The following is a 6,282-nucleotide window of genomic DNA, read 5'->3' on the forward strand; positions in this document are numbered from 1 at the left end:
TCCGCCTTTAAATGGCAGCACGGCCCGGTGGGAAGCCCCCGGCGGTCTTTCAGGTAGATCGGCCCCGGCAGCAAGAAATCGCCGCCGGTTTCATTTAGAATCTTCCACGCATCGGTTTCTTTGTACTGCTTAGTGTTGACGTAGATCTGGACGCTTTCCAGCAGCTCCGGGGCCAGCGTCCCGGCCTGCATGATCTTAGCCATTTCCGCCACCGCCCAGCTGCTTGACCGCCTGATTTATACCGGTAGCCGCCAGACCGCTGACAATGCCCACAGAAACTGCTGTCAGCGGGTCCGTGGCTGGGAACTGGGGCAGACCGGTGTACAGCGCCACGATGCCCAGCACACCGCCCACAACGCCGCAGGCGATAGGGATGTACTTGTCGTTGTTGAAGGGCGTGGCCTTGACGATCAGGCCGATCAGATAGCAGATCACGGTAATAGCCGCCACAGAGGCGATGCCAAAAGATGTAATATCCATGTTCTTTCCTTTCTTCGGTGGGACGGGTTTCCCCGCCCCTGTTGATTACTTCCGCTTGATGGGTTCGCCGGGAACCACAGTTCCATCTTCAGCCACATAGCCGGGGCTGTGGCTGGTCAGAACCGCCTTAACGGCGTAGCCCAGATCGTCATATGTGACGGCAAAGCAGCCCTGCTGCACGGTCTTATTGGCAAGCTCCTGCTTGCGGGTCATGTCGGGATTGTTCATGATGTAATCTCCTTTTCAGCTTCTTATGTTTTCCGCCCTCGGCGGTTGGGTTACTTATCTGATGGCGCACCGTGCGCCTGCTTGTTTAGATGCTTTTCCAGCTTCTCCAGTGCATCATGCACCGGGCCGTCGCACCCCTGCTCCGCCAGCCCCTGTAAGCAAGCCTTAATGCCGTAGCACAGCAGCGTCTGCTCCGTCTGGATTGCCCGAATGGTCTTACTCTGTGCCCGGTCGCGCTCGATAAATTTGTAGATCGCCAGCACTGCCGATCCGATGAGCGCCAGCGACCCAAGCAGCCGTGCCAAATCGTTGATTGTCTCTGCGTCAATGTACATCCGCAGTCCTCCACTTCCACGTATATCGCGGCTTCTCGCCACCCCGGACGGCGTACCGCATCCAGTCCAGCCAGACGATGCACGGCCCGCTGAGGATGCACCACAGGGCCGCAAACTGCGGGCAAATCTGCCCCAGAAAATTTCCGGGCATATCGGAGTAGTCCCATACGTTCCAGCCCAGCCAGAGATTGAGGATACACCCGGCCACGAACTCCGCCGCCGTGATGGCAAGGCCGCACAGGATGGCCTGTGCCCAAATCGGACACCGCCACGGCAGCTCCGCCCCCATGCGCTCCATGATGATGCCCAGCAGCAGCGCCAGAACCAGCATGGTCCAGCTGATGCCATCAGGATGCCCGCGTGAGGACTTCCACGCTACTTCTATAAGAAAGTACGCCGTCCCCACAAAGCACGCCAGCAGCCCACTTAAAATCACGTCCCCAGCCTTACGCATTTCCGCCTCCCGCAGCCGCAATGACGGCGGCCATATGCGTCGCCAGATCGTCCGGCAACGCCGCGCCGTAGGTGATGGCCTGCACGTCGGCAACAGCGGTGCAGCGCTTGGCCCATGTCCGGGCATGGTTGCAGTAGGTCTGGTGGTATAGGATGTGCGCGGTCGCCGCCTTTGCCATGATGGCGATGTCCGCCGCCGGATAGACTTCACACAGGCTTCCGTCCAGATGATAGGCGTAGCCGCTGCCGCCCGCCTTGACGGCCTCTCTGGCCGTCGTCAGGTTGATCTGGTCTGGGATAGACAGGCTGATATGCCCCGCCGTGCCGTCCGATAGCGTCACGTCGCACCCGGCGGTAATAGCAGCGTCACAGGCGGCGTTGATCTCCGCCAGTTTGGCAGTCTGCACCTCTGCAAGCGTTTTTGCGTGTGGGGCAGGATGCTCCGCCTCCCACGCGGCGATCTCCTCGGCGGTCGCTCCCTCCACCCACGCGTTGGACGGATCATCCCACTTCGGACGCACGAGTCCGATAGCTCCCGCATATGGGGGATTGGTAGGTGCTACCGTATCCAGCAGGGATTCTCCATTTTGCAATATATACCCCTGCACTTGCGGTACCGCATCTTCCGGTAGCAGTACCCGCACAAACGTCTGATAATATCCGTCTGCGTCAATTACGCAGCAATGCTTATAATTCATCCCGTATCACCTCAATTCCCAGCCACAAAACTGATTTGGAATCCTACCTGATTTACATTTGTTACAGGCACCCAAATCTTTATTTCTCCAGACGGCCATATACGGATGGAGCATCCATACGTGGTGTTGTCACTTGTAATTGCAAAAGCATTTGTAACGGCCTCTCTTGCCGGCCTAACGTCGACAGGTAAAGTTGCAATGATGGAGTCGCTAACTAATCCGTCCGTCTCTTTTTTGCAGGATACAACCAGATTTACAATTCCGTCTTGCGTTTTGCTGTAAAAACATCCACCTTCTGTCGCTGTGATCCCACTTGCCAGCGGCAAATCGTACTCCGTCGGCGGCGTGGCGGTGGCAATGGCATAAGCCGTACCTGATCCAGTATCCCGTAGCAGCACACACTGGGACAAACCGCTTGCAATATTGTCAGGATCAAATCGTATAGATGCTCTTCCGCAAACGATATCTAACTGATTTGGCGTCGCACCATTGCCAATACTTCTGTTTTCGTCAAACCAGTTTACACGCCCGTAAAATGTACCACCATTTAACGGCATCTTACTCGACAAAGACGCAATAATCGCCAACAGCTCCGCCGCCACACTGGTGGACTTCCAGTGTCCCGCCGTCCATGTCTCCGGCGCGGTGATTGCCACGGTACACTTAAACAGTGCGCCGTCTCTGGTGCAGTAGTCGCCCACCGCGTAGGTCTTTGTAGTGCTGTATGCCTCTGCCGCCCGCGCCGCCCCCATCGCCGCGTCGATCAGCTCAAAGTTCGCATTTAAAACGGCAATGTCTGCCCAGTCGGTTCCAGCTGGCAGCGTCAGCCCAAGATTTGCGGTCGTGCTCATAACTCACTCTCCTTTACCTGCTGCCACGTGCGAGTGACCAGCTCCGCCCAAGTGTGGGCCTTGACGGCGTTCCATGTGTTATAGATGATGATGTAGTCCCAGCCCAGATGCGCCGGGACGATCTCCCGCAGAGCCGCCGTCAGATCGTTCATATTGGGCGGGATGCCAATGGTTCCAACAAACTTAATCTCAATCCGGTATTGGTCCGCCTTTTCCGTGACCTCCACGTCGCCATTGGAAAAACTCTCCGCTACGTTTTGGATCATGGCCACGGTGGTCACACCCGCGCCCCGCAGCTTCGACTTGACTCGGCTGCGCCGAAACGCGACGTCCTTTTCAACCTCCACCGGGATTCCCAGCGCATTTTCCCAGCTTTTCAGACCCCATGTGGCCGTGTCCACACACAGCTGCGCACAAAGACCATCCATTGCCTCCCACAAGGCCAGCCGCTCAGGCTCTATCGCTGCCTGAATATCCGCAAACTCCGCGCCCTTCTGCAAAAACTCCGGGTATCTCTGGATCAGCGTCATACCACCGTCACCCCCGTCAAAATCGGTACTTCCGTGGCTGCCACGGTGACGTTGGCAGTTCCACCTCCCACCGTCAGCGCGGAGTAATCCACCACGCCGGGGATACTTAACAGCAAAAACGCAATCCGGTTGTAAAGGACGGTGTAGGTCTTCTCGGAAATCACATCCAGTTCCGCGTCAAGGTTCTGGGTAAAACTGCCGGAAACCAGCGCTTTGAAATAAGCGCTTACCGCCGCTTCCAGCGCCTCCTGCACCGCCGTCTTGGTCGTGGTGCCGTCAATCGTTACCGTGGCACTAACATCCAGATTCTTGGCTGTGGCGGATACAACAGTCACAGACGGGCCTACGGGCCGCTCTGCGGCGATGTGCGCAGCAGCCGAGGTAACAGTGCCGGAATCTACCGTGCCGCCTTCCGGCGACGCCAGAAGAACCTTCACCGTCCCAGCGCCAGATGCCTTGGCAATCACGCGGGAATACCCCACGCCGTCCACCTCGCCCGCCCACATCTGATAGTGGTAGGGGTTGCCGGAAGTTGGGGCCTGCCGCATTCGGGTGTAGTAGCGGCTTACCAGCGCAGCGTCTGTCTCCGGATCTGTTCCGCCGGTTGCTTCCCCATTGGTGTAAGCGCTGACGCCGCTATAATTTTTGAGCGTGGACACGATCTCGCCCGCCCCGATGTTGTAGGCCACGCCCGGCTCTGCGGCGATCAGTCTGCCCGCGCCTGTGCCGTTTGCGATGGTCACCGCACCGTCCAAATAAAACGCCAGCCCGGCTGCTGTGTAAAACGGTGCGCCCGCCGGGATCACCGCACCGTTCGTCCCGGTAAAGGTCAAATTGCAGGACGCGGTCGTCCCAGCCTTACGGTTGATGCCCACCATGGCCGCCTGCTTGTCGATGTAAGCCCCGCTGGTCTCGTCCACATAAAACATGGGGCTTAGTGCGTCCATGGCGTGATAGCACTGGCAGATCTCCGTCGCAATGGCGGCGATGATGTCCCCGGTAAAGCTCCCCTCGCTGGTCAGCAGCGACGTATTGATCCGCCCGATGATGCGGGCTTTCACGGCCTCCTCGGTCAAATTCTCATACATGCAGCGCAACCTCCCCGTAAATTGTTCCTACTGTGCAGGCTATGATAATGCGGTCTCCGTCAAAGGAAACATCTGTCTCGCTCACGCCTGTGACGTAAGGGCTGACCATCAGCGCCTCGCGCACATAGCGGATGGCTTCACTGCGCTTTACGTCCGCCGTAAACGCCTGCCCAATCAGATCCTCCAGTTCACTGCCATAGTCCCAGGTGTACACGTCGTGGCGGTATCTGGGGGTACGCAGCGCTTTCCAGCACCAGACCTTCACGGCCTCCGCCCCGGTGACAATGACCGGCTCTCCGGCGGAAAACACCGGTGTGCCGGACGCAAAGTCCCATTGGACTTCTCGCGCCAGCGGCAGCGTGGCGTCAGTCTCCTCCGCCTCCGGCTGCACAGCCGGAAAAATTGAAATCATCCGCACCCCACCACCTTGTCAATGATGTAAAATATCTGGTCGTCGCAGGTCAGCAGCAACACCTGATCGCCGATATTCAGCACCGGGCCGTCCTGCGTAACAACCGCGTTCAGCGCCACCGTGCCTCTGGTAATCGTCATGCTGCTGTGGCTGCCGTTTCCGCAGCTGGCGTTGATGTCCAGCGCCCCGGAGACGGCGGAGCCGGTCACGCGCAGTTTCTCGCTGTGTCCGTCCGCCAGACGGTGGCAGATAAAAAAGCGGTCTGCTTCCTGCGTGGTGCCTGCCACATCGACCTTCAGCGGCGCGGCAGATAACACAGTCCCCAGCCGCAGCCGGGCATTGCCCTCTGGAACAAACTCGCTGCCAGCGGCCCGCATTAAATTAAAAATCCCGCTAAACGGATCTTCGTTCATGGCTCCTCCTTTCCGATGTGTCCGATTCGGGCACATTACTCCTTCGGCACACTCCCGGCCTCCTGCTTATCCATGAGATTCCGAAATTCGAGCGACACCTTCGTGTGATAGACGCCGCCGGAAAAGCTGTGGCTGTCCGACATGATCCAAAACCGGCCGTAGGTTCCGGTCACCGGTTCCTCCACCACCACCGCGTTTCCGGTGATCAGTTTTGGATTGCCGATGCACTCCGCCGTGATCGTGGTGGACACGCCGTTTTCCTCCAAAATCTCTTTGGCCGTGACTTCCGGCTTTTCGCTGTCGCTTGCCTTGATGGCCTTTTGCATCAGGCCGTACAGGGATACGTAATTTTTGGGGCTGTCAAAATGCTGGATCAGTTTGCTGTTGTCGTCGTAGACGCCTACCCGGTTGACCATGTTCTCAATGCTGTCCCCGCTGGTACAGGAGATCAGATTGCTCCCCGGCACCAGCCGCAGGCTGTCCGCGCCGATAGTCTTCTCCACCACCTGTAAACTGTTAGACAAAAAGCGGATTTGATACTTTTTCCCGGTCTGCTCCGCCGCCAGCGTGTACATGGTCTGGATAATCTGGTACAGGCTGACCCCCAGAAAATTCCGGCTCAGGGGGATCCCCGTGGCCGCCAGCTTGCCGACCGGGATGCCAAACTCGCTGCAAAGGCTTTTGGTCACCGCCTCCGCCGTCTGCTTGCGCACCGCGCGGTATGTGCTGTTGCGCTTTAAGTACAAGCCGTTATCCAGTGCGGTGCAGTCCACCGTGTCGCCAAGACTGTCCCG

Annotated in this window: 12 protein-coding genes; all 12 read right to left on the reverse strand. The window is 58.2% G+C overall.

The window, feature by feature from the left end:
- Positions 1-203 (reverse strand): hypothetical protein (locus ON16_RS14675; protein WP_040664346.1); only part of this gene is annotated, 203 nt, incomplete at its 3' end.
- The gene (locus tag ON16_RS14680) at positions 196-480 is read right to left on the reverse strand and encodes a phage holin family protein (protein WP_040664349.1); all 285 of its coding nucleotides are present in this window, start codon (positions 478-480) and stop codon (positions 196-198) included. The genes ON16_RS14680 and ON16_RS14675, both read right to left, overlap by 8 nt.
- Positions 481-525: 45 nt before the next feature.
- Positions 526-708 carry a hypothetical protein gene (locus tag ON16_RS14685; protein ID WP_040664352.1) on the reverse strand — a complete coding sequence of 61 codons (183 nt, stop codon included), beginning with the start codon at positions 706-708 and terminating at the stop codon, positions 526-528.
- Positions 709-758: 50 nt separating this feature from the next.
- A complete protein-coding gene (locus ON16_RS14690; protein WP_040664355.1) occupies positions 759-1,043 on the reverse strand; it encodes a hypothetical protein in 285 nt (94 codons plus the stop codon).
- Positions 1,033-1,497: a putative ABC transporter permease gene (locus ON16_RS14695; protein ID WP_040664358.1), complete on the reverse strand. Its 465-nt coding sequence runs from the start codon at positions 1,495-1,497 to the stop codon at positions 1,033-1,035. Before ON16_RS14695 ends, ON16_RS14690 begins: the two co-directional genes overlap by 11 nt.
- On the reverse strand, positions 1,490-2,194 hold the full coding sequence (locus ON16_RS16205) for a DUF4376 domain-containing protein (protein ID WP_051131808.1): 705 nt from the start codon (positions 2,192-2,194) through the stop codon (positions 1,490-1,492). The genes ON16_RS14695 and ON16_RS16205 overlap by 8 nt, the downstream gene beginning before the upstream one ends.
- Positions 2,195-2,205: 11 nt before the next feature.
- On the reverse strand, positions 2,206-3,045 hold the full coding sequence (locus tag ON16_RS14705; protein ID WP_040664361.1) for a hypothetical protein: 840 nt from the start codon (positions 3,043-3,045) through the stop codon (positions 2,206-2,208).
- Positions 3,042-3,575: a putative phage tail protein gene (locus ON16_RS14710; protein WP_040664364.1), complete on the reverse strand. Its 534-nt coding sequence runs from the start codon at positions 3,573-3,575 to the stop codon at positions 3,042-3,044. Before ON16_RS14710 ends, ON16_RS14705 begins: the two co-directional genes overlap by 4 nt.
- Entirely contained in the window at positions 3,572-4,663 is a 1,092-nt protein-coding gene (locus tag ON16_RS14715) for a baseplate J/gp47 family protein (protein ID WP_040664367.1), read from the reverse strand. Before ON16_RS14715 ends, ON16_RS14710 begins: the two co-directional genes overlap by 4 nt.
- Positions 4,656-5,075: a DUF2634 domain-containing protein gene (locus ON16_RS14720; RefSeq protein WP_193372967.1), complete on the reverse strand. Its 420-nt coding sequence runs from the start codon at positions 5,073-5,075 to the stop codon at positions 4,656-4,658. The genes ON16_RS14715 and ON16_RS14720 overlap by 8 nt, the downstream gene beginning before the upstream one ends.
- The gene (locus ON16_RS14725) at positions 5,072-5,488 is read right to left on the reverse strand and encodes a DUF2577 family protein (RefSeq protein ID WP_040664370.1); all 417 of its coding nucleotides are present in this window, start codon (positions 5,486-5,488) and stop codon (positions 5,072-5,074) included. The genes ON16_RS14720 and ON16_RS14725 overlap by 4 nt, the downstream gene beginning before the upstream one ends.
- 35 nt (positions 5,489-5,523) lie before the next feature.
- Positions 5,524-6,282, reverse strand: a 759-nt coding sequence (locus ON16_RS15850) for an XkdQ/YqbQ family protein (protein WP_040664372.1), incomplete at its 5' end; no start/stop codon positions are given.

The sequence above is a fragment of the Oscillibacter ruminantium GH1 genome (assembly GCF_000307265.1).
GTDB lineage: Bacteria > Bacillota > Clostridia > Oscillospirales > Oscillospiraceae > Oscillibacter > Oscillibacter ruminantium.

Excerpts from the sequence above, each read along its gene's own strand:
- ON16_RS14680 (WP_040664349.1), bottom strand. The coding sequence starts at position 480 with ATGGATATTACATCTTTTGGCATCGCCTCTGTGGCGGCTATTACCGTG.
- ON16_RS14685 (WP_040664352.1), bottom strand. The coding sequence starts at position 708 with ATGAACAATCCCGACATGACCCGCAAGCAGGAGCTTGCCAATAAGACC.
- ON16_RS14690 (WP_040664355.1), bottom strand. The coding sequence starts at position 1,043 with ATGTACATTGACGCAGAGACAATCAACGATTTGGCACGGCTGCTTGGG.
- ON16_RS14695 (WP_040664358.1), bottom strand. The coding sequence starts at position 1,497 with ATGCGTAAGGCTGGGGACGTGATTTTAAGTGGGCTGCTGGCGTGCTTT.
- ON16_RS16205 (WP_051131808.1), bottom strand. The coding sequence starts at position 2,194 with ATGAATTATAAGCATTGCTGCGTAATTGACGCAGACGGATATTATCAG.
- ON16_RS14705 (WP_040664361.1), bottom strand. The coding sequence starts at position 3,045 with ATGAGCACGACCGCAAATCTTGGGCTGACGCTGCCAGCTGGAACCGAC.
- ON16_RS14710 (WP_040664364.1), bottom strand. The coding sequence starts at position 3,575 with ATGACGCTGATCCAGAGATACCCGGAGTTTTTGCAGAAGGGCGCGGAG.
- ON16_RS14715 (WP_040664367.1), bottom strand. The coding sequence starts at position 4,663 with ATGTATGAGAATTTGACCGAGGAGGCCGTGAAAGCCCGCATCATCGGG.
- ON16_RS14720 (WP_193372967.1), bottom strand. The coding sequence starts at position 5,075 with ATGATTTCAATTTTTCCGGCTGTGCAGCCGGAGGCGGAGGAGACTGAC.
- ON16_RS14725 (WP_040664370.1), bottom strand. The coding sequence starts at position 5,488 with ATGAACGAAGATCCGTTTAGCGGGATTTTTAATTTAATGCGGGCCGCT.